This window comes from Pseudomonas sp. GW821-FHT09C08, from assembly GCF_059418125.1.
Map to the genome: position 1 here is coordinate 66,266 of NZ_JBWKPG010000013.1, position 26,580 is coordinate 92,845.

Consider the following 26,580-nt stretch of genomic DNA (forward strand, 5'->3'; position numbering starts at 1 on the left):
TGGAGAGCCGCATGGTTCCCGTAATCGCCCTGGTGGGCCGACCTAACGTCGGCAAGTCCACCTTGTTCAACCGCCTGACCAGGACTCGCGACGCCATCGTCGGCGACTTGTCCGGTCTGACCCGTGATCGCCAATACGGTGAGGCAAAGTGGCAAGGGCGCTCCTACATTATTGTCGACACCGGTGGTATCTCCGGTGACGAGCATGGCATGGACGAAAAAATGGCCGAGCAGTCGCTGCTGGCCATTGAAGAAGCCGATGTCGTGTTGTTCCTGGTGGACGCCCGTGCGGGCTACACCGCTGCCGACCAGATGATTGGCGAGCACCTGCGCAAGCGCAACAAGCGTTCCTACGTGGTCGCCAACAAGATCGACAATATCGATCCTGAACTGGCCCGTGCCGAATTCAGCCCGATGGGCCTGGGCGACGCGATCCCGATCGCCGGTGCGCACGGTCGCGGCATCACCCAGATGCTGGAAATTGCCCTGAGCAGCTTCCCCAAGGATGACGCCGAGGAAGAAGAGGGCGAGGAAGAGATCGTCGCCGAAGGTGAGGAAGCCAAGCGCATTCCTGGCCCGAGCGAAAAAGACGGTATCAAGATCGCCATCATCGGCCGTCCGAACGTGGGCAAGTCGACCCTGGTCAACCGCATGCTCGGTGAAGACCGGGTTATCGTGTATGACCAACCCGGCACCACGCGCGACAGTATCTACATCCCGTTCGAGCGTAACGACGAGAAGTACACGCTGATCGACACCGCCGGTGTGCGCAAGCGCGGCAAGATCCACGAGGAAGTTGAAAAGTTCTCCGTGGTGAAAACCCTGCAGGCGATCAAAGACGCCAACGTGGTGATCTTCGTGATGGACGCCCGCGAAGGTGTGGTGGACCACGACCTCAACTTGCTGGGCTTTGCCCTGGAAGCCGGTCGCGCTTTGGTAATCGCGATCAACAAGTGGGACGGCATGACGCCGAGCGAGCGCGATTTCGTCAAGATCGAGCTGCAGCGCCGGCTGTTCTTCGTCGAGTTCGCCGACATCCACTTCATCTCGGCACTGCACGGTACCGGCGTGGGCAACCTCTACGCATCCGTACAGAACTCGTTCAAGTCTGCGGTCACCCGCTGGCCGACCAACCGCCTGACCCAGATCCTCGAAGACGCGGTGGGCGAACACGCGCCACCGATGGTCAACAATCGCCGGATCAAACTGCGTTACGCCCACTTGGGTGGTGCCAACCCGCCGATTATCGTGATCCACGGTAACCAGATCGAGAAGGTGCCAAAGTCCTATGTGCGTTACCTGGAGAACACCTACCGCCGTGTCCTGAAGCTGGTCGGTACGCCGATCCGCATCGAGTTCAAGGGCGGCGAGAACCCATACGAAGGCAACAAGAACACACTGACTGACCGTCAGGTGAACAAGAAGCGTCGTTTGATGACTCACCACAAGAAGGCCGACAAGAAGCGCCGCGACAAGCGATAGCAGCAGCTTCAAGTCGTCAGCTACAGGCTGCAAGAGAGGGCTCCTTTGGAGCCCTTTTTTGTGCCTGGCAGTTTGTCGCTTGACCTGCTTGCAGCTTGCAGCTTAAAACTTGGGGCTCACCTGCAGGGGCCTCCGATGATCACCAGTAAGCTGCCAAATGTCGGCACGACCATTTTCACCACCATGTCGCAACTCGCTGCCGAAACCGGCGCGCTCAACCTGTCCCAGGGCTTTCCCGATTTCAATGGCCCGCAGGGTTTGCTCGACGCGGTAGGCAAGCATATCGCCCTTGGCCATAACCAATATGCGCCGATGACCGGGCTGCCCGTGTTGCGTCAGCAAGTAGCCGCCAAGATCGCCCGCAGCTACGGCGCCACGGTGAATGCGGACACTGAAGTGACCATCACCCCAGGCGCCACCGAGGCGATCTTCTGCGCGATCCAGGCGGTGATTCGCAGTGGTGACGAAGTCATCGTCTTCGATCCCTGCTACGACAGCTACGAGCCCTCGGTCGAACTGGCTGGTGGCCGTTGCGTGCATGTGCAACTGAGCCTGCAAGGCTTTGCGCTCGACTTCGAAAAGATCAAGGCCGCGCTTTCATCGCGCACGCGCATGATCATCCTCAACACCCCGCACAACCCCACCGGCGCGCTGATCAGCCGCGCCGAGCTGGACCAGTTGGCCGAATTGATCCGCGACCGCGATATCTATCTGGTCAGCGATGAAGTCTACGAGCACCTGGTATTCGATGGTGTGCCCCACGTCAGCGTGCTGGCCCATGAAGAGCTGTACCGGCGCGCCTTCGTGGTCAGCTCCTTCGGCAAGACCTACCACGTCACCGGCTGGAAAACCGGCTACGTGGTCGCGCCACCGGCCCTTAGCGCCGAACTGCGCAAGGTGCATCAATATGTCAACTTTTGCGGCGTAACGCCTTTGCAGTACGCTCTGGCGGACTTCATGGCCGAACACCCGGAGCACGTCGAGGAACTGCCGGCCTTTTATCAGGCCAAGCGCGATCTGTTCTGTGATCTGCTGGCGCCGTCGCGTTTGAGCTTTACCCGGGTGACCGGCACCTACTTCCAATTGGTGGATTACTCACAGATTCGCCCGGACCTGGATGACGTCGCCATGTCGCTGTGGATGACCCGCGAACACGGTGTGGCGACCATTCCGGTCTCGGTGTTCTATCAGGATCCACCCCAAGGCCAGCGCCTGGTGCGCCTGTGCTTTGCCAAACGCGAGGAGACGCTGCAGCAGGCAGCGGAAAAACTATGCGCGATCTGAGTGCACTGCCCGACCTGAATATTGCCTTGGTCCAGACCAGCCTGGTGTGGCATGACCGTCAGGCCAACCTCGAGCATTTCGAGCTGTTGCTGGAGCAGGCGCGCGGCGCCGACCTGATCGTGTTGCCGGAGATGTTCACTACCGGCTTCTCCATGGAGTCGGCCACCCTCGCCGAACCGGAAAACGGCCCTACCCATCATTGGCTCCAGGCCCAGGCGAAGAAGTACAACGCGGTAATTACCGGCAGCGTGATCATCCAGGCCGCCGACGGCAGCCATCGCAATCGCCTGCTGTGGGCACGGCCGGACGGTGAGGTGCTGCACTACGACAAGCGTCATCTGTTTCGTATGGCCGGTGAACACAATCACTACACCCCCGGCGAGCGCCAGGTGCAGTTCGAATTGAAAGGCTGGCGCATTCGCCCGCTGATTTGCTACGACCTGCGTTTCCCGGTGTGGAGCCGTGACGCCCAGGACACCGACTTGCTGCTGTACACCGCCAATTGGCCGGGGGCGCGGCGTCATCATTGGAACCGTCTGTTGCCGGCGCGGGCTATCGAAAACCTGTGTTATGTGGCGGCGGTGAATCGGGTTGGTACCGACGGTAAGGGTTTTGCCTACACAGGTGACAGCCAGGTGCTGGATTTCCAAGGCGAGACCGTGCTGAGTGCGGGGGAGGCGGATGGGGTTTTTCAAGTTCGTCTTGAGGCCGGGGAACTGGCGGATTATCGCACTCGGTTTCCTGCCAATTTGGACGCCGACACGTTTCACTTGGGCTGATGGGGCGATGTTGAGTACGGGTACCTCGACCTTCCAGTCGAGGTACAAGGGGATTAGCTTTTAGAGGGCAAATTCGCTGCTTCGAATGGCCGCGTAGTAGTTCTTGCTTTGCTGGGCGATGTCTTTGGCTTCTGTGCTGTTGGGATCCAGTGTTCGATATTGCTCATAAAACTTGTGTCCCAAACCTCCTTTTTGTCCGGACGTTTCTTCCAGCTGCTTGCAATAATCCTCTCCCAACATGGATTTGGCGGTACTTGGATTCATCTTTCCAAAGATCATTGCAGGTGTGATGACTTGCATTTCACAATTGCCGCCGGCCTCGGATTTATAGGTGGCATTGATGCCGCTGTAACCGAGTGGGTCTACATCTCCATCAATTCTTTTTATATTGATGCCGCCTTTTTTTTCCAGATCGGAAACCACGTTGTCTACTTTTTCGCTATTGATAATGACGGTCGTGCGGGTGAGGTCTTTGATTTTGCCCATGTCGCCGCCGTAGTCATTATTTATTTTGGTCAATGCTCGATCAATTGTTTTCATCGGGGCGGTAATTAACTTGCCGCCATAATCTTTAGCTATTTTTTTGGAAAAATCATCGTTTTCCGATTTCGAGGTGTACATCTTTTCGTAGATGAACGTTCCCAGCTTGGTATGCCCTTTTTTTATACCCAAACGTTCAGGGTCACTATTGTTTGTAGGCCCGAGGGTTTCTTTATTGTCCGTTGACCATTCGTTTGGCCTTTGCTGTTGGGGGCTTGCTTGTTGTGCAGGCGTGTGCGCGATAAAGGGGTTGCTGGCTGGATGAGAAGGAGCGGTCGTAATCATGAGCGAGTACTCTCACTGTGATTATTTTCTTGCGGATCAATACGGAAGATTTCATCAGAGAGATTTTTGCAGTGATAATGCTGTTTCATGTGATTCCTCAATACTTACCTCAAATGCATTCCCTTAGAGATTAATGCAGGGCGCTCCTCACCTTGCAGGCGCTTATTGGGTGGTTGCATTTAAGTTTAAAGTTCCATCCATGCCGTAAGGTCTATGTCTGGAGCAGGTAGGCAGGGAGGCGTTAAGTCTCTCGAAAAGTATTTGGTATGATTTTGGATACTTAATAAAAAAGCCCCTGAGTTTTAACTCAGGGGCTTTTTGCATTGCCGCGATCAGGTTTACGCCGCTTTCGCTTCCAACTGGCTCAACGAGCGGTTCAGCGCACTGAACAGTGCCTTGAAGCTCGCCGTAGTGATGTTTTCATCAATGCCCACGCCGTGCACCGGACGCTCGCCGTTCACGCGCAGTTCGATGTAGGCCGCGGCCTTGGCGTTGGTGCCCGCGCCGATTGCGTGTTCGTTGTAGTCCATGATCTCGACCGCTACCGGCAGGCCGGCTACCAGGGCTTCCAGTGCACCGTTGCCTTTGCCTTTCCAGTGCAGGTTGGTTTCGCCCTGGCCTTTGCCCGACACTTCCACCTCGACAAAGCTGTTGCCATTCTCTTCCTGCAGGCGATGGCTGACCAGCGCGTACGGGGTGTTGGCCTGCAAGTATTCACGCTGCAGCAACGCGTAGATCTGCGGGGCGGTCATCTCCAGGCCCACGCGGTCGGTTTCAGCCTGGACCACCTGGCTGAACTCGATCTGCATGCGGCGTGGCAAGCTGATGTCGTATTCCTGCTCCAGCAGGTAGGCGATACCGCCTTTGCCCGACTGGCTGTTCACGCGGATCACCGCTTCGTAGCTGCGGCCGATGTCCGCCGGGTCGATCGGCAAGTACGGCACTTCCCACAGGGCGTCGTCTTTCTGCTGGGCAAAGCCCTTGCGGATCGCATCCTGGTGGGAGCCGGAGAACGCGGTGTGCACCAGGTCGCCGACATAGGGGTGACGTGGGTGCACCTGGATCTGGTTGCACTCCTCAACGACTTTGCGCACGCCGTCGATGTCGGAGAAGTCCAGCTGCGGGTCGAGGCCCTGGGTGTACATGTTCAAGGCCACGGTGACCAGGTCGACGTTGCCGGTACGCTCGCCGTTGCCGAACAGGCAGCCTTCGACACGGTCGGCGCCGGCCATCAGGCCCAGCTCGGTGGCGGCGACGCCGGTGCCACGGTCGTTGTGGGTGTGCAGGCTGATGATCACGCTGTCACGACGGTTGATATGGCGACCGAACCATTCGATCTGGTCGGCATAGATGTTCGGCGTGGCGCACTCGACGGTGGCGGGCAGGTTGAGAATCACCTTGTGCTTAGGCGTCGGGTTCCACACCTCGATCACTGCGTCACATACTTCCTTGGCGAATTCCAGTTCGGTGGCGCTGAAGGTTTCCGGGGAGTATTCGAAGGTCCACTGGGTGTCTGGCTGTTGGGCCGCGTATTTGACAAACAGCTTGGCTGCGTTGACCGCGATGGCCTTGATGCCTTCCTTGTCCTGGTTGAACACGATGCGGCGGAACGACGGCGACGTGGCGTTGTACAGGTGCACGATGGCCTTCTTGGCGCCGCGCAGCGATTCGAAGGTGCGTGCGATCAAGTCTTCACGGCCCTGGGTCAGCACCTGGATGGTGGTGTCCTCGGGGATGTGGTTGTCTTCGATCAGGGTGCGCACGAAGTCGAAGTCGGTCTGCGAGGCGGCCGGGAACGACGCTTCGATTTCTTTCACACCCACCGCGACCAGGGTCTTCCAGAAACGCAGCTTCTTCACCGCGTCCATCGGCTCGATCAGCGACTGGTTGCCATCACGCAGGTCGGAGCTGCACCAGATCGGCGCTTCGGTGATGGTTTTCGACGGCCAGGTGCGATCCGGGATATCGATGGTCGGGAACGCGCGGTATTTCGAAGACGGGTCTTTGAGCATGCTCATCGGGAAATCCTTTGTTGTAGGGGCCGAGAAAAGGCGGCCTGCCGTAGAACTGTTTTTAGGGATAAAACGTAAAGACGAGGCAGATCGATTCAGCCTGGCAGTCGTGCGCTGACAAGGCACAGGCTGCGGTGCTGGCGGAGCTGAATGAGGGTGTGAGAGGTTTTCATAAGCTCAACCCTAACCGCCGGGGTGAAAGATGGCAAGCAGTCGAGAAAAATTGAGATAAGTTCTGCTATTGGCGTAGGAAACGAGAGTTTATGCCTGAGAATTAGTCAGCGGCTATTTTTAATTGCGCACCCATTATCGGGTGCGCAATTCCACGTTTCAGGGCTGGAACGCGCCGATGAAGATCGCCGGGTCGACCCGTGCATCGTTCAGGCTGACATTCCAATGCATGTGCGGCCCCGTTGCGCGGCCCGTCGAACCGACCTTGCCGACCACCGCCCCGCGCGCCAGTTGCTGGCCGACTTTCACGTCGATCTTCGACATATGGCAGAACATGCTGATGAAGCCCTGGCCATGGTCGACGAACACGGTGTTGCCATTGAAGAAGTAGTTGCCGACCAGAATCACCTTGCCGTTCGCCGGCGTCTTGATCGGCGTGCCGGCCGGCACGGCGAAGTCCAGGCCCGAATGAGGGTTGCGCTCTTCACCGTTGAAGAAACGGCGTACGCCGAACTTGCTCGACAGTGGCCCGTTCACCGGTTTATCCAGCACCAGGTTGCTCGGCAGGTTCGGGCTGAAACTGCGGTACGCCTTGATCTGCACCGCCAGCTCCGCCTCGATGCGCTTGAGCTGCGCGGGATCGGGGTTGACCTGGCTTTTGTTTTTCAGGGTGATGCGCTGTTCCGGGTACTTTTTGTAGCCGACGATAAACGGCAGGTTGCGCCCACCGCTGCTGATGCGCTCATTGCCGGGCTTGACGGTCAGCGGAATGCCGACAATCGCCAGCCAGTTGTCCGCCTCCTTTACCACCAGCACCGGTTTACCTTGATACGTCGCTTTCGGCGCGGCGGCCGAAGGGCCCAGTTCGACCACGGCCACGCCGCCCGGCACGGGTTTGTTCAGGGTGCGGGTGATGTAGCTGTCGGCGTGGGCATTGAAGGCGAGGCACAGCAGCATCAATACACTTAAAAAACGTGGCATCAATCAATCCAATAACGAAAGGGTGACGGGTGTCAGGTGGTTGTCTTCCACCCGCACTTGCAGTTGGCCTTCACCGAGACGCGCGGTGAGGCGCTGGCCGGTGTGGGTCTGTGCGGCATTGCGAATGGCCTGGCCACGCTCGTCGAGCAGAATGCTGTAGCCACGGCCCAGGGTCGCCAGCGGGCTGACCACTTGCAGCGTCTGCACCTGGCTTTGCAGTTGCAGGCGGCGCGCCTTGAGGCCCTCGCGCATGGCGCGGGGCAGGCGTTCGGCGAGGCTGTCCAGGCGTTGGCGCAACAGCGCCAGTTGACGGCCCGGATGCTGACCGGCAAGGCGGGTTTCCAGGCGGATCAGGCGTTCGCGCCGGGTGTTGAGGCTGCGTTCGAAGGCGCGGCGCAGGCGCATGTCCAGGTCATCCAGGCGCTGGGCCTGCTGGCGCAGGCGCTCACCGGGATGGCGCAGGCGCCGGGCCATGCCTTCCAGGCGCAGTCGGTCGTGGCGCAGGCGGTTGCGCATCAGCATCACCAGGCGGCGGTGCAGGTTTTCGACCTGGCGCACCAGGTGGCTGGCGTCGGGCGCGAGCAGTTCGGCGGCGGCGGAGGGCGTGGGCGCGCGCACGTCGGCGACGAAGTCACTGATCGATACATCCGTTTCATGGCCGACGGCACTCACGATCGGCGTGACGCACGCATCCACCGCGCGAGCCACGGCCTCTTCGTTGAAGCACCAGAGGTCTTCCAGCGAGCCGCCGCCACGCGCCAGGATCAACGCATCGAAGCCACGCTCATCTGCAAGTTTCAGCGCTCGCACAATCTGAGGTATAGCTTCGCGGCCCTGCACGGCGGTGGGGATCAATGTCAGTTCGACGTTCGGGGCGCGGCGGCGGAACACGCTGATGATGTCGCGGATCACCGCGCCCGTCGGCGAACTGATAATGCCAATGCGTCGAGGGTGCGCCGGCAGCGGCACCTTGCGTTCGGCACTGAACAGGCCTTCGGCGCTGAGTTTTTCCTTCAAGGCATCAAAGGCCAGGCGCAGCGCGCCATCACCGGCCGGCTCCACGGTGTCGAGGATCAACTGGTAGTCGCCGCGGCCCTCGAACAGCGAGACCTTGCCACGCACCTTGACCGCCAGGCCGTCCTTCAACGCCTGGCGCACCCGCGAAGCGTTGTTGCGAAACAACGCGCAACGCACTTGGGCGCCGCTGTCCTTGAGGGTGAAATACACATGGCCGGAGGCCGGGCGCGCGAGGTTGGAGATCTCGCCCTCGACCCAGATATTGGTGAACACGTCTTCCAGCAACACCCGCGCGCGGCCGTTGAGCTGGCTGACAGTCAGGACTTCGCGGTCCAGGCCCAGACGGGCAAAGGGATCTTTAATCATGGGCGGCAGTTTATAGGCATTCGTGCAGGGTTTGACAGAACTGCTCCACCAGCGCACTCGGCGATTGCGGGCAGGCCAGGGCCACGGTGCTCAGGCAGTCCGGGTCGGCCAGGGGCAAAAAGTGCACGTTGGCGGGCGCGATGTCCTGCATGGATTTTGGTAACAAGGCAATACCGAAACCGGCCTGGATCAGGTGCAGCTGGGTGGTCTTGCGCGACATCACCCGAGCGGCCTTGGGGAAAAATCCTGCGCGCATGCACAGCTCGGCTGACAGATAACTCAATCCGCCGCGCTGCGGATGCGGGATCGAGATAAACGCCTGATCCTTGAGTTGGGCCAATTCGACCGGCGCCTGACTGCGCGCCAGGGGATGGTTCGGCGGTACCGCCAGCAGCAGTTGTTCACTGTATAAAGGCACTACTCGCACGCCTTCGCGCTGGCGCAGCACGGGCAGGCGCAACAGGCCCACTTCCAGGCGACCGTCGGCGATTTCTTCCAGCTGCGCTTCGGAGGACAGTTTGACGATGTCCATCGACACGCCGGGGCAGCGCGCGAGCCAAGTACTGATGCCCTCAAGCAAAGGCCCGCTCATCGGCACGGTGCTCGAATGGCTCAGGCGTAGTGTGCCGAGTTGGCCGTTGCCCACCTGCGTCGCCATTTCGCTGGCTTTGAGCAACTCGCTCAGCAGGTTGCGTGCACGCGGATAGAAGGCCTCACCGGCGGCCGTCAAGCGCGGCTGGCGCGCCGTGCGTTCGAACAGCGGGGTTTGCAGCTGGATCTCCAGCTCCTTGATCTGCCGGCTCAGTGCCGATTGCGCGACAAACAGGCGCTCGGCGGCAGCGCTGAAACTGCCACTGTCGGCGATTTCGACGAAGTAGCGCAGTTGGCGGGTAGAGATCACGCGTCATGCCTTTTCGAGATGGGTGGAGGGCTTTGAAGATATTAGTCGCAACCCTCGCGAATGGCTAAAGTGATGACCATCTCTTACAAGGAATCATCATGGGCCCGGTTGAACTGATGAGTCAGTGGTCGTTTGGCGGTGTGGATTGGCTGGTGATCGGCCTGGGCATTGTCGTGGCCTACATCGTGTTTGGCATCGCCGGCTTCGGCACGGCGCTGGTGGCGGGGCCGATCCTGATCGTGTTCATGCCGCTGTCGAAGATCATCCCGTTGCTGGTGCTGCTGGATTTTGTCGCGGCGTTTGGCAACCTGCTGCAGTCGCGCCGGGATGTGAACAAGCCGGAGTTGCTGCGATTGCTGCCCTGCATGGCGATTGGCTGCACCCTGGGCGTGGTGTTCTTGCTCAACCTGCATTCGGATCTGTTGCTGCTGTTGATGGGGCTGTTTATCAGCGCCTACGCGATTTACAGCCTGGCGGTAAAGGCGCGGCCGACCCAACTGGCGGCGGGCTGGTCGATCCCGATGGGTACGGTCGGCGGGCTGTTTGGTGCGTTGTTCGGCAGTGGTGGCTTCTTATATGCCATCTACCTCAACAGCCGCTTGCCCAAGGACGCGGCGCGTGCCACGCAAAGCGCGCTGATCAGTTGCAGCACGGTGGTGCGCTTGACTCTGTTCCTGATTGCCGGGGTCTATGCGGATCTGCCGTTGCTGATGTTGGCGCTGTGCCTGTTGCCGGCGATGGCCCTGGGATTGTGGTGCGGGCGCAGGCTGACGATGCGCATGTCTCGCGAGGCGTTCGTGCGGTTGGTGACATGGCTGGTGCTGGCGAGTGGGATTGCGTTGATCGGGCGGTATTTGAGTACTTGACCTGATTTCTTCAGGGATTAAGCTGCCAGCCTCTAGGGCCCCATCGCGGGCAAGCCCGGCTCCCACATAGGTAAGCGATCACTGTGGGAGCCGGGCTTGCCCGCGATGAGGCCAGAAGCCACACCGCAGGACTCTCATGAACTCGCAAAGCATCCTTGTCCCGAAAATCTCCACCTTGCCCGTCCACGAACCCCGCGCCCGGGCGATCGTGCGTTGGCTGGTGCGCAAGAACATCATCAAGGAAGAGCTGACCACCTGCGGGCGCACCGGCAATCGCATGGGCTACGCCCTGGCCGATGGCGCGCGTGCCGTGGTGCTGCACCCCGAGGCATTGCCATTCAACGAGCCGATCAACGGCCTGGAGATCATCTACAAGCGCTGCATCTACACGCCGGCCAAGGGTTTCCTCGAAGAAGCCGGCTGCCCGGAGTGCCTCAAGGAAGTCGGCGAGGCGCTGTTCGAAAGCCTCGAAGACTGGATGCCCGGCCACACCGACAACTTCACCTGCCCGCTGTGTGGGCATGAGGACGACATCAACGGGTTTCTTTTCCTGCAGGAATGCGGGTTTTCCAACCTGGGATTCATCTTCAACAACTGGGCCGAGGCGGGGTTCAAGCAGAGCTTTATCGACGAATTTGCCGATTGGCTCGATCAGAAGATGAGTTGGGTCAAGGTCGAGCTCTAAACCACCGCCGTTCAACGCTGTAGGAGCCCGGCTTGCCGGCGATGGCGCCCGAGGGTCGAGCGCAAGGCTCAGGGACTTCATCGCCGGCAAGCCGGCTCCTGCAGTGGCTGTTTTTCTCCATCTATCAGTATTACCAAGTTTGTCAGAGTTTTACATTGAGCCTGACAGGGTGCATGTATATAATGGCGCGCTTCCATTTTCCCGCTCGGGAGCCCCCGCGATGCTGCGTATCAGCCAAGAAGCTCTGACATTCGACGACATTCTCCTAGTGCCCGGTTATTCCGAGGTGCTTCCTAACGAAGTCAGTCTCAAGACCCGCCTAACCCGTGGCATCGAGCTGAATATTCCCCTGGTTTCCGCTGCCATGGACACCGTCACCGAAGCCCGTCTGGCCATCGCCATGGCTCAGGAAGGCGGCATCGGCATCATCCACAAGAACATGACTATCGAGCAGCAAGCTGCCGAAGTGCGCAAGGTCAAGCGTTACGAAGCCGGTGTGGTGAAAGATCCCATCACTATCGAAGCCGACGCCACCGTGCGTGACCTGTTCGACCTGACCCGCCTGCACAACATCTCCGGCGTTCCGGTGCTGCACGATGGCGACCTGGTCGGCATCGTCACTTCCCGTGACGTGCGTTTCGAAAACCGTCTTGAAGTTACCGTCCGCGAAGTGATGACGCCCAAAGAGCGTCTGGTCACGGTCAAGGAAGGCGCCGACAAGAACGATGTGCGCGAACTGCTGCACAAGCACCGCATCGAGCGCGTGCTGATCGTCGACGACAAATTCGCCCTCAAGGGCATGATGACCGTCAACGACATCGAAAAAGCCAAGGCCTACCCGCTGGCCAGCAAGGATGACCAAGGTCGTCTGCGCGTGGGTGCTGCAGTCGGTACCGGTAAAGACACCGGCGACCGTGTTTCGGCCCTGGTGGCTGCCGGTGTTGACGTGGTGGTGGTCGACACGGCTCACGGTCACTCCAAAGGTGTGATCGACCGCGTTCGCTGGGTCAAGCAGAATTTCCCTGAAGTACAGGTGATCGGCGGCAACATCGCCACCGGCGCTGCTGCCAAGGCCCTGGCCGAAGCCGGCGCCGACGCCGTCAAGGTCGGTATCGGCCCTGGCTCGATCTGCACCACGCGTATCGTCGCCGGTGTGGGCGTGCCGCAAATCAGCGCCATCGCCAACGTCGCCGCGGCCCTTGAAGGCACCGGCGTACCGTTGATCGCCGACGGCGGCATCCGTTTCTCCGGTGACCTGTCCAAGGCCATCGTTGCCGGTGCTTCCTGCGTGATGATGGGCTCGATGTTCGCCGGTACCGAAGAAGCGCCAGGCGAGATCGAACTGTTCCAGGGCCGTTCGTACAAGGCTTACCGTGGCATGGGTTCGCTGGGCGCCATGTCCCAGGCGCAAGGTTCCTCCGACCGCTACTTCCAGGACTCTTCGGCAGGCGCCGAGAAGCTCGTACCGGAAGGCATCGAAGGCCGTGTTCCGTACAAGGGCACCCTGAGCGCGATCATCCATCAACTGATGGGCGGCCTGCGTTCCTCGATGGGCTACACCGGCAGCGCCGACATCGAAGAAATGCGCACCAAGCCTGAGTTCGTGCGGATCACCGGTGCTGGCATGGCCGAGTCCCACGTCCACGACGTACAGATCACCAAGGAAGCGCCAAACTACCGCGTAGGTTGAGGCTTCCAGCAAATAGTTAAGTAACCGGGGCTGTCTTATTCAGCCCCGAGTTGTTTCTGATTCATTAGACGAGACTGATCTCATGGCCCTCGACATTCACGCCCACCGCATCCTGATCCTCGACTTCGGTTCCCAGTACACCCAGCTGATCGCCCGCCGCGTGCGCGAAATCGGCGTGTACTGCGAACTGCATCCGTTCGACATGGATGACGAAGCGATTCGCGAATTCGCTCCAAAAGGCGTCATTCTCGCCGGCGGCCCCGAGTCCGTGCACGAAGCCAACAGCCCGCGTTGCCCACAGGCAGTGTTCGACCTGGGCGTGCCGGTCTTCGGTATCTGCTACGGCATGCAGACCATGGCCGAGCAACTGGGCGGCAAGGTCGAAGGTTCCGAGCTGCGTGAGTTCGGTTACGCGCGTGTCGACGTGGTCGGCAAGAGCCGCCTGCTGGACGGCATCGAAGACCACATCGACGCCGACGGCCTGTTCGGCCTCGACGTATGGATGAGCCACGGTGACAAGGTCACCAAGATGCCGGAAGACTTCCACATCCTGGCCAGCACCCCGAGCTGCCCGATCGCCGGCATGTTCAGCGACGAGCGTCGTTACTACGGCGTGCAGTTCCACCCGGAAGTGACCCACACCAAGCAAGGCGGGCGCATCCTGTCGCGTTTCATCCTCGACATCTGCGAGTGTGAAGCCCTGTGGACTCCGTCGAAAATCGCTGAAGACGCCATTGCCCAGGTGCGCGCCCAGGTCGGCACCGACAACGTGTTGCTCGGCCTGTCCGGCGGCGTTGACTCCTCCGTGGTTGCTGCGCTGCTGCACAAAGCCATCGGCGACCAACTGACGTGCGTGTTCGTCGACAACGGCCTGCTGCGCCTGCACGAAGGTGAGCAAGTGATGGCCATGTTCGCCGAGAACATGGGCGTCAAGGTGATCCGCGCCAACGCTGAGGACCAGTTCCTCGACAACCTGGCCGGCGAGTCCGACCCTGAGAAGAAGCGCAAGATCATCGGTCGCACCTTCATCGACGTCTTCGATGCCCAGTCCAACAAGCTGGACAACATCAAGTTCCTCGCCCAGGGCACCATCTACCCTGACGTGATCGAGTCGGCCGGCGCCAAGAGCGGCAAGGCCCACGTGATCAAGTCCCACCACAACGTGGGTGGCCTGCCTGAGGAAATGAACCTCAAGCTGGTAGAACCGCTGCGCGAGCTGTTCAAGGACGAAGTCCGCCGTCTCGGCCTGGAACTCGGCCTGCCGTACGACATGGTCTACCGCCACCCATTCCCGGGCCCGGGCCTGGGCGTGCGGATCCTCGGTGAAGTGAAGAAGGAATACGCCGACCTGCTGCGTCGCGCCGACCACATCTTCATCGAAGAACTGCGCAAGGCTGACTGGTACCACAAGGTCAGCCAGGCCTTCGTGGTGTTCCAGCCGGTCAAATCGGTTGGCGTTGTCGGCGATGGCCGTCGCTACGCATGGGTCGTGGCCCTGCGTGCGGTGGAAACCATCGACTTCATGACCGCCCGTTGGGCACACCTGCCGTACGAACTGCTGGAAACCGTCAGCGGCCGTATCATCAATGAAATCGAAGGTATTTCGCGCGTGACTTACGACGTGTCGAGCAAGCCGCCGGCGACCATTGAGTGGGAATAAGCAAGGCGGGCCTGAATGGCCTGCGTTGAGTGAGTAAAAAACCTGGCCTCGGCCAGGTTTTTTATTGCCTATCAGGCAGGAACCCGACTTTGCAGGCTCATGCCCATATTGGTAAGGGCGCTGGAGAGTTTTTCCAGGGTGGGGAAGTGCACCTCATGCACGCCTACCCAGGCGGGACGTTCGATGTAGAAGCTGCCGTCGACCAGCCGATTGATGGGCGTGGAGACGATCCCCCTGTCGCGGCTGTGGTGCAGCAAGGTGTAGTTGCCCTGGTTTTCGTCGATCACGTACATGCCCTTGCGAAACAGCAGTCGCTGGTTTTGCTCCAGCGTCCGGTGCACCCGCGGGGCTTCCACTTGTACGCGCAGGTCGGCATGCAGGGTGTCGAAGCTGTCGCCGACGCTTTCATGGCTGGGGGCGCTGTCGCGATCAATGGCGATGCCGGGGTCGATACGCACGTCGTGACCCTGCCCCGGCATCACCTCTTCTATACGCAGCCCGATCCCCCCTTCCAGCTCGCTGATACCGGCGAAGCCGTTGAAGGTGTTGATGTTTTTCGCGTCGGTGAGGACCAGCCATTTACCGCCGCCGTTCAGGGCTCTGTCGGTTTGCATGACGGTGTGGGCGAGGTAGTTGCTCATCGCTTGTTCTGAAAGGTCGGCGATAGGGTTGGGGTATTTGTAGTGCGCTGCGCAGTCGAAGGCCTGCACGCGTATGCCGTGGGCCCTGGCTGCCTTGACCAGTTCCCGTTCATTGAATTGCCCGGCCGGGTCGGTGCCCAGTTGGCTCAGGTAGTTGTCGAGGTCTTCGGACATTTCCCCTGTGTGCCAATATTGGTTCAAGTCATCCTGGACGAAGTCGTTGAGCAGGCGGCGCATGTACAGGGTTTTCACGCCTTTGCGTGCAAAAAACGCGAGCTTTTCGATCACCAGGCGGGTGCTGGTAATACGGTCGAGGGTTTCACCGATGGCGTAGCCCGGTATGGCGTCAGGCAGGCGTTCAAGCACTTCATCGAGGGTGGCGGCGGGTTCGAAAGCCGCCATAGCCGGACGAGGTGGTAATGGGGTCCAGGACAGCTCGTTGTAGAAGTCTTTCGCCGATTGCAGCAGTTTGTTGTGTGTTGTGCTGAAGTAGTGGGTGAAGCGATCAATGTGGCTGAAGCGGCTGTGAATATGGGTTTCAGGCAGGCCCAGTGCCCAGCGTTTGACCTCGGCACGGGTGGAGGGTGGGGTGTCGAATGGCGTGGTCACCCTGCGCAGTGGGTTGGCGGGCGCAATCGTCGGCTCCGGGGGCGCTGTGATGGGCGTGGGGGCCGGCACCCGAGCGGCTTTGCTGGAATTGACGCCGCCGCCTTTCAAGCCGTTGACGGGCACCCGTTCCCATTTATCAAGTTGATTGAGCCGCACTGGCAGCGAGCCGGAAAAACCGTGGGGGTTGTCCGGGTCGACGACGGCCCAATAACCACGACCATTGGGGTCAGCCTGGTAGCGCACGTAATAGGCCTCATCGTTCAACAGGATCGCGTGCTGTGCCATGTCGTTGGAGGACCTGAGGGTGTAGACCTGATGGTACTTTCCCGGGGCAGTGTTGAGGGTTTCGCCTTCCAGTATGAGATTGGTCTGGTAGGTGGCGGGCACCGCGGATTCATAGGCGCCAGGTATGAGGGCAGGCTTTGCGGGTTCGGTCGCTGCAATCGGTTCAACTGCCCGAGTGTCGGCCACTTCGATGATATCCGGCATGACCCCGTCGGCTTTCAGCAGGCTCAGGTTGAATAAGGTGTCGATGGCGCTGAGTATCGCGCCCAGTTCTCCGGCGCGGCGTTCGGCCGGGGTTTTGCCGTTGATTGCCTGGTCGAGATTCAAGCCAAGATTGGCCATGCTGGCGCCCACGACCACCAGCGCCACTGGCCAGCCCGCCACGGCCATCGGGCCGAAGGTTTTGCCGAATGCATTCAGGTAACCGATCCACAGTTTCTTGCGCAGGTCGCCATTACTGCGCAGGGAGAAATCGGCATCGTTGCGCATGCGCGCTTGGCTGGAGTGTGCCAGCCACGTGAATGCATCACCCGTAATCGTCTGGTCGATCTGATTGATCAGGTGGTGATCCCAGGTGCCCCAGTCGATAAACAGCTGGTCGAGTTGGTGGTACAGGCCCTTGTCCACCCAGTCTGGCGGCAGGGTGCCCGCCAGGGCCTGGCCGGTGCGATAGATCAGCACCGGCGTGAGCAGCATTTGCTTCCAGGTGACGGCGTCGGTGTCGTCCTGCTGGACCTGGGCCGACAGGGGGAAATGGGCCATGAAGCGTGCGCGTTTATCCGGGTGATTGGTCTGGTTCAGCAGCCAGAAATGCAGGTCGGCCGGTGTCTCGAAACAGTGGAAGGTCTGCGTCTCGCCGGGGATATAAAGGATTTGCCGGCCGTCGGCATCGATGATGCGCAGCAGGTCCGTGGCGATATGCCCACCGATATCCAGCGCCGCCACGCGCAGCCCGTGTGCCGAAGGTGCTTCGGTTTGCAGGTTGGGCAGCGTCGGCGGCCAGCACAGGTTGCCAGCGCACGCGCTGATGACGGTCTGCAACTGTGACGCGCTGAGCTGTCCGGCCTGCCGGGCTTGTAGGGCTTCGGCCAGGCAGTTGACCTTGGCCAGGGTGCGGAAGTGCTCGAAGTGTGTGCGCCAGAAGGTCTCCATGCGCGTGGTGTAGCGGTCGCAGAAGTTGATTGCCCAGAAGTCATTGAGCACTGCGCGAGCCGACAGTCGCACTTCGTTGTGGTGGTCGAACAGCCGCGCCTCGGCACCCTCGCGATAAAAACCGCCGTCGCCATCGAGCAGGTCGGCGTTGTCCTGGTCGTGCACATTGAAACGGTGAATGACCAACTGCGTGAGGGTCATCGACTCTTGCGGTTTCTCGTTATGGCCCCAGCCGGTGAAGGTGGCCGGGTCGCTGTAGCCCCCCTTGAAGCGGTGCCAGTACAGGTGATCGGGATCCAGGGTTGCCAGGTCATGCCTGGCGAGAATTTCACACGCGGCCTCGCGGGCCATCGTCTGCATGTTCGGGCAGGCATCCAGCACCACGGGGGCCAGGGCCCGGAGTTGGTGCTGGGCGGCGGGGGAGGTGTCGGCAAGTGGCATGGTGCTCTCCTTGAAGGGGGAGAGCGGAGCATGCCCAGCCCTTCAGAAGGGCAGCAGGTAGATAATTAACGTCGCGCAATATCCGAAAAATAAAACTTATCCAACGTATGCCGCGACTCGGTGTATTCGAACTGCCGCCCATCCTGCAAAAACGTCTGGTTGCTCACCACGATCACATGGCTCTGGCCTTCGAGGTCCAGGTGCGTCTGATCGTCCTTGCCGCGCGGCAGGGCTTCGATGGTGCGTTGGGCGTAGCTGATTTGCAGTTGCAGGGTCTGCTCGATGAAGGCGTAGATCGACTGCTCGGCAATCGAGCGGTCGAGGCCTGGGATCAGGTCGGCGACGAAGTGGTTGATGTCGAGGATCACCCGTTTGCCGCCGATGCGCCGCACGCGCTTGATACGCGTGATCAGCGTGCCCGGCTCGGCCTCGATGTGTTGCAACAGTGGGCCGTCGAGGGGCAGTTGGGTGAATTCGACGACTTCGGTGCGGACGTCGTCGCCCAGGTCGGCGTGGGTTTCGTGGAAGCTGACGATGCCGCCCAGTTGGAATTCAATCGGGTTGGGCGACAGCACAAACGTGCCCTTGCCGTGGATTTTTTGCGCGAACCCGCGCTCCTGCAACTGCTCGATAGCCCGACGCACGGTGCCACGGCTGGCCTGGTAGGCGTCCATCAATTCGGTTTCGGAGGGAAGGCGCGTGCCGCGTTGCAAACGTTCAGTGGTGATGCTGGCAAGCAGATCCGTATAGATCTGGTTGTATTTGCTCATGGGGATGGCTCTGTGCCCGACTTGATGAAAGTGAACGGTGCGTTCACGGCAGGAACCTTAGTGGCAGAGGTGGGGTTTGTCCATCAGACCCTTGGATATCTGCGGCCTCCAGCGATATGACAGCCTACAAGATATAAACATTTTGTAACTCGTACAGACGAGTTGTTGCTTTAACTCGTACAGACGAGTACTTTTGCCCTCGGCGTGCTGCCAATGACTGCCCCCAAATAAAAAAATCAAAGTGGAAACCAAGCATGAGCCACGACTATTCGACGATTGCCCGCGAGATTCTCGAGAACCTCGGTGGCAGCGATAACCTTGAACAAGCTGCCCATTGCGTGACCCGCCTGCGCCTGGCGCTCAAGGACCCGAGCCTGGTCAACAGCAGCGCGCTGAACCAGGTCGACCTGGTCAAGGGCTCGTTCTTCACCGGCGGCCTGTTCCAGGTCGTGATCGGCCCCGGTGAAGTGGAAAAGGTCTACGCCGCCCTGCGCGAACAGACCGGCCTCGCCGCTGCCACCATCGCCGACGTGAAGAAGAAGGGCGCCGACAAGACCAACGCCATGCAGCGTCTGGTGCGGGTCTTTTCCGATGTGTTCATGCCGATCCTGCCCGCGCTGATCATCGCCGGCCTGCTGATGGGGGTGAATAACCTGATGGGCGCCAAGGGCATGTTCATCGACGGCAAGACGCTGCTCGAGGCCTACCCGAACCTGGATGGGCTGTGGAGCCTGATCAACCTGATGGCCAACACCTCGTTCGTGTTCCTGCCGGCGCTGGTCGGCTGGTCGGCGGCCAAGCGTTTTGGTGGCAGCGAAATCCTCGGCATCGTGCTTGGCCTGATGCTGGTGCACCCGGACCTGCTCAACGCCTGGAACTACGGCAAGGCGGTCGCCGGGCTCGACGGCCAGAGCCTGCCGTACTTCGATATTTTCGGCTGGTTCAAGATCGAAAAAGTCGGCTACCAGGGGCAGATCCTGCCGATCCTGATGGCGGCCTACGTGATGAGCGTGATCGAGAAGTGGCTGCGCGCTCGCGTGCCCAACGCGATTCAACTGCTGGTCGTGCCGATCACCACCATCGTCGTCACCGGTCTGCTGGCGCTGGCGATCATCGGCCCGGTCACGCGTCACCTCGGGATCCTGATCACCGAAGGCGTGGTCACCCTGTTTGACCTGGCGCCGATGGTCGGCGGGGCGATTTTCGGCCTGTTGTATGCGCCGCTGGTGATCACCGGCATGCACCACATGTTCCTCGCCGTGGACCTGCAGCTGATCTCCACCCAGGGCGGCACGTTTATCTGGCCGATGATTGTGATGTCCAACCTGGCCCAGGGCAGCGCCGCACTCGCGGTGTTCTACACCACCCGCAATGCGCGGGATAAAAGCATGGCCTCGACCTCGGCGATTTCCGCGTACTTCGGCATCACTGAGCCGGCGATGTTCGGCGTGAACCTGCGCTTCAAATTTCCGTTCTATGCCGCGCTGCTCGGCTCGGCACTGGGCAGTATTTTCCTCTCGCTGAACAAGGTGCAGGCCTCGGCCATCGGTGTCGGCGGCTTGCCCGGATTCATCTCGATCATTCCGCAGTACATCCCAAGCTTCGTGATCGGGATGGTGGTGGCGATGGTCGTGCCGTTTGTTCTGACCTGTGCATTGAGCATGAAGATCGTTCGGCCTGGTTATCGCGTCGCCTGACCGACCGCTATCGCCGGCAAGGCCCGCACACATTTCAAAGGAGTCCACCATGCAAGACTGGCAACACTCGGTGATCTACCAGATCTACCCCAAAAGCTTCCACAGCCACGCGGGTAACGCCACCGGTGACCTGCTCGGCATCGTGGACAAGCTCGATTACCTCAAATGGCTGGGCGTGGATTACCTGTGGGTCACCCCGTTCCTGCGCTCGCCGCAACGTGACAACGGCTACGACATCAGCGACTACTACGCCATCGACCCCAGCTACGGGACCATGGCCGATTGCGAATTGCTGATCAGCGAAGCGGCCAAGCGCGGCATCAAGCTGATGCTCGACATTGTGGTCAATCACACCTCCATCGAGCATGCGTGGTTCCAGCAGGCGCGCAGCAGCCTCGACAACCCGTACCGCGACTTCTACATCTGGCGCGACCAGCCGAACAACTGGGAATCCAAGTTCGGTGGCTCGGCCTGGGAATACGAGGCGCAAACCGGCCAGTATTTCCTGCACCTGTTCGATCACACCCAGGCCGACCTCAACTGGGACAACCCCCAGGTGCGCGCCGAGGTGTTCAAGTTGATGCGCTTCTGGCGCGACAAGGGCGTGGGCGGCTTCCGCCTGGACGTGATCAACCTGATCTCCAAGCCAGCGGACTTTCCCGAAGACCACAGCGACGGCCGCCGTTTCTACACCGACGGCCCGAACGTGCATGAATACCTGCAGGAAATGCACCGCGAAGTCTTCGAAGGCCATGACCTGATCAACGTCGGCGAGATGTCATCCACCAGCCTGGAACACTGCATCCGCTACTCGAATCCGGCGTCGAAAGAATTGTCGATGACGTTTAACTTTCATCATCTGAAAGTCGATTACCCGAACCTGCAGAAGTGGGTGAGGGCGGACTTCGACTTCCTGCAACTCAAGCAGATTCTGTCCGACTGGCAGCTCGGCATGCAGGCCGGTGGCGGCTGGAACGCGCTGTTCTGGTGTAACCACGACCAGCCGCGGGTGGTCTCGCGTTTCGGTGACGACGGTGAGCACCGCGTGGTCTCGGCGAAGATGCTCGGCACCGCGTTGCACTTCCTGCAGGGCACGCCGTTCGTGTATCAGGGCGAAGAGCTGGGCATGACCAATCCGGGGTTCGACCGGATCGAGCAATACCGCGATGTCGAGACCCTGAACATCTTCCGTCTCAAGCGCGATGCCGGTGAGTCCGAGGCGTCGAGCATGGCGGCGATCATGCAGAAGTCCCGCGACAACAGCCGCACGCCGATGCAGTGGGACACCCAGGCGAATGCCGGTTTCAGTCGCGGCGAACCGTGGATCGGGATCCCGGCCAATGCAGCGCAGATCAATGCGCAGAGCCAACTGGATGACCCGGATTCGGTGCTGCATCACTACCGCGCGCTGATCGACTTGCGTCGCCACGAACCGCTGATCCAGACCGGCGTTTACCGCCAACTGCTGCAGGACCATTTGCAGGTCTGGGCGTACCTGCGCGAGGGACAGGGCGAGCGTTTGCTGGTGCTGAACAACTTCTATGGCACGCCATGCGAAATCCAGCTGCCGGACGACGTGATCAACCCCGCCAGCGAACAGCGCCTGCTGATCAGCAACTACCCCGATTGTCCGCAGCGCACCGGCACGGTCGCACTGCGCCCCTATGAATCGTTCGTCCTGCACCTGAAAGACTGAAACACCACCATTCCCTGTAGGCGCCGGCTTGCCGGCGATAGCGCCCTCCAGACCGCTATCGCTTGGCGGACCGCTATCGCCAGCAAGCTGGCTCCTGCAAGGGATCGTGTCGGGTAAAAAAAGTAAGAAAACAATAAAAATAAAAGGAGCGCTGCATGAAAACAACAATAAAACTGGGCCTCGTCGCATCCTGCCTGACCCTTCCACTGGGCGCTCAGGCGCTGGAATTTGCCGGTTACTTGCGTAGCGGCGCGGGGACTTCTACGGGCAGTGGCAAACAGCAATGTTTCCAGTTGCCGGGGGCGCAATCCAAGTACCGCCTGGGCAACGAATGTGAGCAATATGCGGAGCTGGAATTGCGCCAGGACCTGCTGACCCTCGACGACGGCTCTGTACTCAGCGTCGACGCCATGGCCTCGCTGTACAACAAGTACGACCGCGCGCTTAAATTCCAGGGCGAGGACAACGGCTCGGCGCGCATGCCGCAGATGTATGCGCAATGGTCGAACCTGCCCGCGCTCAACGGCGGTTCGGTGTGGGCCGGTCGGCGTTACTACAAACGTAATGACATCCATATCTCCGACTTCTACTACTGGAACCAGAGCGCCACGGGCGGTGGCATCGAGGACGTGCTGATCGGCGACCTGAAGTACAGCTACGCCATTTCGCGCAAGGACAACCTGTACCAGAAGGAATACGCCACCCGTCACGACTTCAACGTCGCGGGTTTCAAGACCAACCCCGGCGGCGAGCTGGAGCTGGGCTTGAGCTACATCGAAAAGGCCGGTGGGCGCGACACCAACAGCGGCTGGGCAATCACCGCGCAACACGTGCAGAAGCCTTTCCTCGGCGGCAAGAACAAGTTCGCCCTGCAGTACGGCGAAGGCCCCGGCACCGGCCTGGGCTACACCGGTAATACCTTCCTGGATAACAGCAGCAAAAGTTATCGCGCCGTCGAGTTTTTCGACTGGCAAGTGACCCCGCGTTTTGGCGGGCAGATCGAGGCGGTGTACCAGAAGGACATTCGCCCAGGCAGCCAGGACCAGACCTGGATGTCGGTCGGCGTGCGCCCGGCGTATGCCATCAGCGAGCAGTTCAAGCTGGTCACCGAACTCGGCCATGATCAGGTCGAGGCCAGCGGCGGCACGCGCAAGCTGAGCAAATTTACCTTCGCCCCGACCTGGTCGCCCAACGGCCCGGATTTCTGGGCGCGGCCGGAAGTGCGGTTGTATTACACCTATGCGAGCTGGAACGAAGCGGCCAAGCGTGCGGCGAATGAACTGGCGGCGGGCTCGGCGTTGTCCGATACCGGCGCCTATGGCACGGCGCGGCATGGGTCGAATGTGGGTGTGCAAGTCGAATATTGGTGGAAATAGCTCGGATTCAAGTGAGCGAGCTTTATGTGGGAACTGGCTTGCCTGCGATAGCAACACCTCGGTCTTACTGAGAAACCGAGTCGCCGGCATCGCAGGTAAGCCAGCTCCCACATTGGACCGTCGTTCGCCCTATGATTTTTACAGAACAAAATAGCAGGTGAAGTCATGACCACAACGCAACCCTTGGAACTGCTGGCGCCCCTGTCCGGGGTGCTGCTGGCCCTGGACCGGGTACCCGACCCGGTGTTCTCCAGCCGTCTGATCGGCGACGGCCTGTGCATCGACCCGACCTCGCAGACGCTCTGCGCACCGTTGGCGGGCGTGATCAGCAATATCCAGGACAGTGGTCATGCCGTCAGCATCACCGACGACAATGGCGTCCAGGTGCTCATGCACATCGGCCTGGACACCGTGAACCTGGCGGGCCAGGGCTTCACGCGGCGGGTCGTGGAAGGCCAGCGGGTGGAGGCCGGGCAAGTGCTGATCGAGTTCGATGCCGACTATGTGGCGCTCAATGCCCGCAGTCTGCTGACCTTGATGCTGGTGGTCAGCGGCGAGCCGTTTACGCTGCTGGCGGCGGACAACGGCGTGGTGGCGGTGGGGCAGCCGCTGTTGCAGGTGTCCCCAGGCGAGGCGGCTGAAGGTGCGGAGGAAGAAGAGGGCGACGCGCTGTTCTCCAAGCCGCTGACCTTGCCCAATGCCAACGGCTTGCATGCGCGCCCGGCAGCCGTGTTTGCCCAGGCGGCGAAAGGTTTTAGCGCGAGCATTTACCTGCACAAGCAGACCCAGAGTGCCAACGCCAAGTCGCTGGTCGCGATCATGGCGCTGCAGACTGTGCAGGGCGATACCTTGCAGGTCAGTGCCGCGGGGGCGGACGCCGAGGCGGCGATCACGGCCTTGGTCGAGTTGTTGGCCCAAGGCTGTGGCGAGTGCGTGACGGCGCCGGCTGAGGAGGCCGAGGTGGTTGCGCCAGTGTCGTCGGCGAGTGTCTTGCGCGGCGTGTGTGCGTCACCGGGTTCGGCGTTCGGCCAGGTGGTTCAAGTGGCTGAGCCCGAACTGAGCATCACTGAGCAGGGCAGTACGCTAGCTGCCGAGCGCGCCGCGTTGGCGCGTGGCCTGCAGGCGGCAACCGACGCCTTGCAAACCCTGCAAGCCAAGGCGGCCGGCAGCGCCCAGGCGCAGATCTTCGCTGCCCATCAGGAACTGCTTGAAGACCCGACCTTGCTGGAGCAGGCCCACCGCCTGCTGGACGAGGGCAAGAGCGCTGCGTTCGCCTGGAACAGCGCCACGGTGGCCACTGCCAAATTGTTCCAGGGCCTGGGCAATGCGTTGCTCGCCGAACGTGCGGCAGACCTGGCGGATGTGGGCCAGCGTGTGCTGAAACTGATCCTCGGGATCCAGGACAGTGCCTGGGACTTGCCTGAGCGCGCGATCCTGATCGCCGAGCAACTGACGCCGTCGCAAACCGCCAGTCTCGATACCCACAAGGTGCTGGGGTTTGTCACCGTCGGTGGCGGTGCGACGAGCCACGTGGCAATCCTCGCCCGCGCCCTTGGCTTGCCGGCGATCTGTGGGGTGCCCGCGCAGGTACTGGCGCTGGCCAATGGCAAGCAGGTCCTGCTGGATGCCGACAAAGGCGAGTTGCACCTGGACCCCAACCTGGCCGAGATCGAACAGCTGGAAACGGCGCGCAAGCAGCACGTCCTGCGACGCCAGCGTGAAGTGGCGCAGGCCTCGTTGCCGGCGATCACCCGCGACGGCCATCATGTTGAAGTCACTGCCAACGTCGCCTCTCTGCAGGAAGTGGAGCAGTCCCTGACCCTGGGGGGCGAAGGCGTCGGCCTGCTGCGTTCGGAATTCCTCTACCTGGATCGCAATCGCGCGCCCAGCCCGGATGAGCAGGCGGCGATCTACAGCGCCATCGCCCGCGCCTTGGGCCCGCAGCGCAATCTGGTGGTGCGCACCCTGGATGTCGGCGGCGACAAACCGCTGGCGTACGTGCCGATGGACAGCGAGACCAACCCGTTCCTCGGCCTGCGCGGGATTCGCCTGTGCCTGGAGCGCCCGGAGCTGTTGCGCGAGCAGTTTCGCGCGATCCTCGCGAGTGCCGGGCTGACACGCCTGCATATCATGTTGCCGATGGTCAGCCTGCTGTCGGAGCTGCAGGCGGCACGCCGCATTCTTGAAGAAGAAGCGCTGGCGCTGGGGCTCAGCGAGTTGCCGAAGCTGGGCATCATGATCGAAGTACCGTCGGCGGCGCTGATGGCGGACGTGTTTGCGCCGCACGTGGATTTTTTCTCGATCGGCACCAATGACCTGACCCAGTACACCCTGGCCATGGACCGCGATCACCCACGCCTGGCCAGCCAGGCCGACAGCTTTCACCCGGCGGTGCTGCGCCTGATCGCGACCACCGTCACGGCGGCGCATGCCCATGGCAAGTGGGTCGGGGTGTGTGGCGCGCTGGCGTCTGAAGCACTGGCGGTGCCAGTGTTGATCGGGCTTGGCGTGGATGAGTTGTCGGTCAGCGTGCCGCTGATCCCGACCATCAAGGCCGGTGTGCGTGAGCTGGACCTGGACGGCTGCCAGACCCTCGCTCGCCACGTGCTGGGCCTGGAGGAAGCCAGCCAGGTGCGCGAGGCTGTGCGCCGGTATCGCGCGGCCACTGTTGAAACCTCACCTGTCGTGGAGCACTGAGCATGTTCGAGAAATTGCAGCGGGCGTTCTGGAAAGCCCTGACCCCGGATCTGATCGCCGAAACCGTGGTGGCGCCAGTACCAAGTGGGTTGTCGGCCGAGGTGCTGAGTGCACTGGGCGGCGCGGATAACCTCAAGTCGCAGCAGCGTGTGGCACTGACGCGGGTGCGCGTGCAACTGCAGGACACGGGACGGTTGGATGAGTCGGCGTTGAAGGCGGCGGGTGTGCCGGCAGTGATGGTATTGACCGGCGGCGTCGTGCATCTGCTCACTGGCCTCTGAAGCCAGGCGCAGATCAAAAATGTGGGAGCTGGCTTGCCTGCGATAGCGGTGGGTCAGCCACTACCTTCGGTGACTGGCACACCGCTTTCGCGGGCAAGCCCGCTCCCACAGTTTTGATCGTTGTTCGGGCTTGTGATTCGGGGGCGCCGCACCGGCATTTGAGCGGTCTGATCAACCCGGTTCCAACCTTGGAATACATTGCAAAATGTGGGAGCTG

At 60.9% G+C, this 26,580-nt stretch carries 19 protein-coding genes; 12 read left to right on the forward strand and 7 right to left on the reverse strand.

Going from position 1 to position 26,580, the window contains the following annotated elements; translation table 11 throughout:
- Positions 1 to 11 precede the first annotated feature (11 nt).
- The 3 genes from der (at position 12) to AC07OJ_RS28485 (ending at position 3,544) form a co-directional block, all read left to right on the forward strand.
- On the forward strand, positions 12 to 1,481 hold the full coding sequence (der, locus tag AC07OJ_RS28475) for a ribosome biogenesis GTPase Der (protein WP_065908635.1): 1,470 nt from the start codon (positions 12 to 14) through the stop codon (positions 1,479 to 1,481).
- 135 nt (positions 1,482 to 1,616) lie between these two features.
- Positions 1,617 to 2,765, forward strand: a complete 1,149-nt coding sequence (locus AC07OJ_RS28480) for a pyridoxal phosphate-dependent aminotransferase (RefSeq protein ID WP_065908636.1) — start codon at positions 1,617 to 1,619, stop codon at positions 2,763 to 2,765.
- Positions 2,753 to 3,544 (forward strand): amidohydrolase, encoded by a 792-nt coding sequence (locus tag AC07OJ_RS28485; RefSeq protein ID WP_495095663.1) that lies wholly within the window; start codon positions 2,753 to 2,755, stop codon positions 3,542 to 3,544. Before AC07OJ_RS28480 ends, AC07OJ_RS28485 begins: the two co-directional genes overlap by 13 nt.
- A 60-nt stretch (positions 3,545 to 3,604) precedes the next feature.
- Here AC07OJ_RS28485 and AC07OJ_RS28490 read toward each other — a convergent pair whose 3' ends face one another.
- The 5 genes from AC07OJ_RS28490 to AC07OJ_RS28510 form a co-directional block, all read right to left on the reverse strand.
- Complete coding sequence (locus tag AC07OJ_RS28490) at positions 3,605 to 4,369, reverse strand: hypothetical protein (RefSeq protein WP_495095664.1); 765 nt, start codon at positions 4,367 to 4,369, stop codon at positions 3,605 to 3,607.
- 338 nt (positions 4,370 to 4,707) lie between these two features.
- Positions 4,708 to 6,387, reverse strand: coding sequence for a 2-isopropylmalate synthase (gene leuA / locus AC07OJ_RS28495; RefSeq protein ID WP_495095665.1), 1,680 nt, complete (start codon positions 6,385 to 6,387; stop codon positions 4,708 to 4,710).
- A 324-nt stretch (positions 6,388 to 6,711) separates the two neighbouring features.
- Positions 6,712 to 7,533 carry a M23 family metallopeptidase gene (locus AC07OJ_RS28500; RefSeq protein WP_106802689.1) on the reverse strand — a complete coding sequence of 274 codons (822 nt, stop codon included), beginning with the start codon at positions 7,531 to 7,533 and terminating at the stop codon, positions 6,712 to 6,714.
- Between the two features lie 3 nt (positions 7,534 to 7,536).
- Entirely contained in the window at positions 7,537 to 8,916 is a 1,380-nt protein-coding gene (gene xseA / locus AC07OJ_RS28505; protein WP_495095666.1) for an exodeoxyribonuclease VII large subunit, read from the reverse strand.
- 10 nt (positions 8,917 to 8,926) lie between these two features.
- Positions 8,927 to 9,817 (reverse strand): LysR family transcriptional regulator, encoded by an 891-nt coding sequence (locus AC07OJ_RS28510; RefSeq protein ID WP_495095667.1) that lies wholly within the window; start codon positions 9,815 to 9,817, stop codon positions 8,927 to 8,929.
- A gap of 98 nt (positions 9,818 to 9,915) precedes the next feature.
- Here AC07OJ_RS28510 and AC07OJ_RS28515 point away from each other — a divergent pair, with 98 nt between their 5' ends.
- The 4 genes from AC07OJ_RS28515 to guaA all read left to right on the forward strand — a co-directional run bounded on the left by AC07OJ_RS28515 (position 9,916) and on the right by guaA (position 14,718).
- Positions 9,916 to 10,683 (forward strand): sulfite exporter TauE/SafE family protein, encoded by a 768-nt coding sequence (locus tag AC07OJ_RS28515; RefSeq protein WP_106802691.1) that lies wholly within the window; start codon positions 9,916 to 9,918, stop codon positions 10,681 to 10,683.
- Positions 10,684 to 10,819: 136 nt separating this feature from the next.
- Positions 10,820 to 11,368 (forward strand): hypothetical protein, encoded by a 549-nt coding sequence (locus tag AC07OJ_RS28520; RefSeq protein ID WP_025859262.1) that lies wholly within the window; start codon positions 10,820 to 10,822, stop codon positions 11,366 to 11,368.
- Between the two features lie 220 nt (positions 11,369 to 11,588).
- Positions 11,589 to 13,058 (forward strand): IMP dehydrogenase, encoded by a 1,470-nt coding sequence (gene guaB, locus AC07OJ_RS28525; protein WP_010207937.1) that lies wholly within the window; start codon positions 11,589 to 11,591, stop codon positions 13,056 to 13,058.
- Positions 13,059 to 13,140: 82 nt separating this feature from the next.
- Positions 13,141 to 14,718 carry a glutamine-hydrolyzing GMP synthase gene (gene guaA / locus AC07OJ_RS28530; protein ID WP_065908647.1) on the forward strand — a complete coding sequence of 526 codons (1,578 nt, stop codon included), beginning with the start codon at positions 13,141 to 13,143 and terminating at the stop codon, positions 14,716 to 14,718.
- Positions 14,719 to 14,789: 71 nt separating this feature from the next.
- On the opposite strand, the gene AC07OJ_RS28535 is transcribed toward guaA, so the two are convergent.
- Together AC07OJ_RS28535 and treR are read right to left on the reverse strand one after the other, a co-directional pair.
- Positions 14,790 to 17,846, reverse strand: a complete 3,057-nt coding sequence (locus tag AC07OJ_RS28535; RefSeq protein WP_495095668.1) for a membrane-targeted effector domain-containing toxin — start codon at positions 17,844 to 17,846, stop codon at positions 14,790 to 14,792.
- 65 nt (positions 17,847 to 17,911) lie between these two features.
- On the reverse strand, positions 17,912 to 18,616 hold the full coding sequence (gene treR / locus AC07OJ_RS28540; RefSeq protein WP_065908651.1) for a trehalose operon repressor: 705 nt from the start codon (positions 18,614 to 18,616) through the stop codon (positions 17,912 to 17,914).
- A 254-nt stretch (positions 18,617 to 18,870) separates the two neighbouring features.
- Here treR and treP point away from each other — a divergent pair, with 254 nt between their 5' ends.
- From treP to AC07OJ_RS28565, 5 genes are all read left to right on the forward strand, one after another.
- Entirely contained in the window at positions 18,871 to 20,313 is a 1,443-nt protein-coding gene (gene treP, locus AC07OJ_RS28545; RefSeq protein ID WP_495095669.1) for a PTS system trehalose-specific EIIBC component, read from the forward strand.
- A gap of 49 nt (positions 20,314 to 20,362) precedes the next feature.
- The gene (gene treC, locus AC07OJ_RS28550) at positions 20,363 to 22,009 is read left to right on the forward strand and encodes an alpha,alpha-phosphotrehalase (RefSeq protein ID WP_065908655.1); all 1,647 of its coding nucleotides are present in this window, start codon (positions 20,363 to 20,365) and stop codon (positions 22,007 to 22,009) included.
- Between the two features lie 155 nt (positions 22,010 to 22,164).
- Complete coding sequence (locus AC07OJ_RS28555; protein WP_495095670.1) at positions 22,165 to 23,385, forward strand: maltoporin; 1,221 nt, start codon at positions 22,165 to 22,167, stop codon at positions 23,383 to 23,385.
- A 165-nt stretch (positions 23,386 to 23,550) separates the two neighbouring features.
- Positions 23,551 to 26,082 carry a phosphoenolpyruvate--protein phosphotransferase gene (gene ptsP / locus AC07OJ_RS28560; protein WP_495095671.1) on the forward strand — a complete coding sequence of 844 codons (2,532 nt, stop codon included), beginning with the start codon at positions 23,551 to 23,553 and terminating at the stop codon, positions 26,080 to 26,082.
- 2 nt (positions 26,083 to 26,084) lie between these two features.
- Positions 26,085 to 26,363, forward strand: coding sequence for a PTS sugar transporter subunit IIB (locus AC07OJ_RS28565; RefSeq protein WP_495095672.1), 279 nt, complete (start codon positions 26,085 to 26,087; stop codon positions 26,361 to 26,363).
- The last annotated feature ends 217 nt before the right edge of the window (positions 26,364 to 26,580 follow it).

Bases quoted from the DNA above. Each gene is read 5' to 3' on its own strand.
- der (WP_065908635.1), top strand. From the start codon at position 12: ATGGTTCCCGTAATCGCCCTGGTGGGCCGACCTAACGTCGGCAAGTCC.
- AC07OJ_RS28480 (WP_065908636.1), top strand. From the start codon at position 1,617: ATGATCACCAGTAAGCTGCCAAATGTCGGCACGACCATTTTCACCACC.
- AC07OJ_RS28485 (WP_495095663.1), top strand. From the start codon at position 2,753: ATGCGCGATCTGAGTGCACTGCCCGACCTGAATATTGCCTTGGTCCAG.
- AC07OJ_RS28490 (WP_495095664.1), bottom strand. From the start codon at position 4,369: ATGATTACGACCGCTCCTTCTCATCCAGCCAGCAACCCCTTTATCGCG.
- leuA (WP_495095665.1), bottom strand. From the start codon at position 6,387: ATGAGCATGCTCAAAGACCCGTCTTCGAAATACCGCGCGTTCCCGACC.
- AC07OJ_RS28500 (WP_106802689.1), bottom strand. From the start codon at position 7,533: ATGCCACGTTTTTTAAGTGTATTGATGCTGCTGTGCCTCGCCTTCAAT.
- xseA (WP_495095666.1), bottom strand. From the start codon at position 8,916: ATGATTAAAGATCCCTTTGCCCGTCTGGGCCTGGACCGCGAAGTCCTG.
- AC07OJ_RS28515 (WP_106802691.1), top strand. From the start codon at position 9,916: ATGGGCCCGGTTGAACTGATGAGTCAGTGGTCGTTTGGCGGTGTGGAT.
- AC07OJ_RS28520 (WP_025859262.1), top strand. From the start codon at position 10,820: ATGAACTCGCAAAGCATCCTTGTCCCGAAAATCTCCACCTTGCCCGTC.
- guaB (WP_010207937.1), top strand. From the start codon at position 11,589: ATGCTGCGTATCAGCCAAGAAGCTCTGACATTCGACGACATTCTCCTA.
- guaA (WP_065908647.1), top strand. From the start codon at position 13,141: ATGGCCCTCGACATTCACGCCCACCGCATCCTGATCCTCGACTTCGGT.
- AC07OJ_RS28535 (WP_495095668.1), bottom strand. From the start codon at position 17,846: ATGCCACTTGCCGACACCTCCCCCGCCGCCCAGCACCAACTCCGGGCC.
- treR (WP_065908651.1), bottom strand. From the start codon at position 18,616: ATGAGCAAATACAACCAGATCTATACGGATCTGCTTGCCAGCATCACC.
- treP (WP_495095669.1), top strand. From the start codon at position 18,871: ATGAGCCACGACTATTCGACGATTGCCCGCGAGATTCTCGAGAACCTC.
- treC (WP_065908655.1), top strand. From the start codon at position 20,363: ATGCAAGACTGGCAACACTCGGTGATCTACCAGATCTACCCCAAAAGC.
- AC07OJ_RS28555 (WP_495095670.1), top strand. From the start codon at position 22,165: ATGAAAACAACAATAAAACTGGGCCTCGTCGCATCCTGCCTGACCCTT.
- ptsP (WP_495095671.1), top strand. From the start codon at position 23,551: ATGACCACAACGCAACCCTTGGAACTGCTGGCGCCCCTGTCCGGGGTG.
- AC07OJ_RS28565 (WP_495095672.1), top strand. From the start codon at position 26,085: ATGTTCGAGAAATTGCAGCGGGCGTTCTGGAAAGCCCTGACCCCGGAT.